General features: G+C 73.5%; 3 protein-coding genes. 1 reads left to right on the top strand and 2 read right to left on the bottom strand.

Features of this window, described 5'->3' with window-relative positions; translation table 11 throughout:
* On the bottom strand, window positions 1–342 hold a 342-nt coding region (locus ACWGIU_RS37925), incomplete at its 3' end, for a DUF2330 domain-containing protein (protein ID WP_453712639.1).
* An 86-nt stretch (window positions 343–428) separates the two neighbouring features.
* Here ACWGIU_RS37925 and ACWGIU_RS37920 point away from each other — a divergent pair.
* Window positions 429–938: a hypothetical protein gene (locus tag ACWGIU_RS37920; RefSeq protein WP_453712638.1), complete on the top strand. Its 510-nt coding sequence runs from the start codon at window positions 429–431 to the stop codon at window positions 936–938.
* Window positions 939–946: 8 nt separating this feature from the next.
* On the opposite strand, the gene ACWGIU_RS37915 is transcribed toward ACWGIU_RS37920, so the two are convergent.
* A partial coding sequence (locus ACWGIU_RS37915; protein ID WP_453712636.1) for an HAD family hydrolase occupies window positions 947–1,375 on the bottom strand: 429 nt, incomplete at its 5' end.

Raw genomic sequence — 1,375 nt, 5'->3', positions numbered from 1 at the left:
GTCGCGTTCGCGCGGCCAGAAGTAGCCGCGGGTCTTGTGCTCGGGCCGGGTGAGCCGGCCCAGTTCGTCGAACATCGCGCCGTCGCCCAGCTCCACCGTGGCCCGGCTCGGTACGGGCATGATCCAGGCGGCTCTGCGGGCGTTCCCGCCGACGGAGAACCGCATGACGATCTGCTCCGTGCGGCCGTCCCAGCGCACGACGGAGGTCTCCCGGTCGACTCCGATCCGGGACTGCCCGTCGGGGATCATGGCCCCGCACCCGCACGCGTAGGCGGGGTTGACCAGCGCGCCCAGCTGGGTCGCGAGCAGGGCGAACAGCAGTGCCACAATTCTTCGTTTCATCCACACGGGGTCTCAGACGACGGCCCCTGTGATCCGGTTCCGACCCCCCTCGCCGCCCACTCCGACCTGGCCTCATACTGTGCCCCATGACGGGGAGCGAGAAGCGGCAGCAGGCTCTGCTGCGCCGGTCCGCGGTGCTGCGCAGCCCGCTGGTTCCGGATGCCGTGGTGGTGGAGATCGCGCGGCACGACTGGGAGTCCATCGAGTGCGGCTGCGGCCGCTCGGCGGGCCATCTGGTGGACGCGGTGCGGGATGCCGCCGAGGGGCATCCCGCCGCGTTCCATGCGCTGGAGGGACATGTCTTCTTCGCGGAGCACCTGAAGCCACCGGCTCCGGCGGTGTGCGCCGTGCTGATGGCCGTGTGGTCGGCGCGGCCGCCCCGGCAGGCGACCCGCGAGGCCCTGCTGTGGACCCTGCTCGCCCTGCTGTGCACGGTGGACGACGGCGGTACCCACGAGGCGGGACTGCACGGGCAGTGCACCGCCTTCATCCGTACGGGTGTGGAGGGTTTCCGCCGTGAGGTGGCCACCGCCCCGGGTTCGGGGACCGCCGCCTACGCGGAGGGCATTCTGGACATCCTCGGCCTGCCGGCCTGAGTCCGGGGTCAGCCGACGGCCGTCAGGCAGCGCCGCAGCCGTGCCACGGTGACGTCCTCCAGGGACTCGGCGAAGGTCCGCGGCGGTGACGCCGGGACCACCAGCAGGGACGGGACGACCAGGACCGCGCAGCCGGCGGCCTCCGCGGAGGCGGCGCCGTCCGGCGAGTCCTCCACCGCCACGCAGGTATGCGGTGCGAGGCCGAGGCGCCCGGCGGCTTCCCGGTAGGGGTCCGGGTGCGGCTTCGTGCGAGCGGTGTCGTCGGCGGACAGGGTGAAGGCGAAGGGGACATGGGCAAGGGAGCCCCCGACCACCGAGTCGACGACGACCCGCGGTGAGGCGCTGACCAGGGCGAAGGGGACGCCCTCCGCCTCCAGGGCGGTCAGCAGCCGCCGGGCGCCGGGCCGCATCGGCGCCCCGGCCTCCACCCCGCGGTA

Source organism: Streptomyces sp. NPDC054840 (genome assembly GCF_053611065.1).
The sequence above is the reverse complement of the archived record's forward strand: the minus strand, read 5'-3'. Positions and strand labels throughout refer to the sequence as shown.

Coding starts and splice junctions, on each gene's coding strand:
- ACWGIU_RS37920 (WP_453712638.1), top strand. CDS start 429: ATGACGGGGAGCGAGAAGCGGCAGCAGGCTCTGCTGCGCCGGTCCGCG.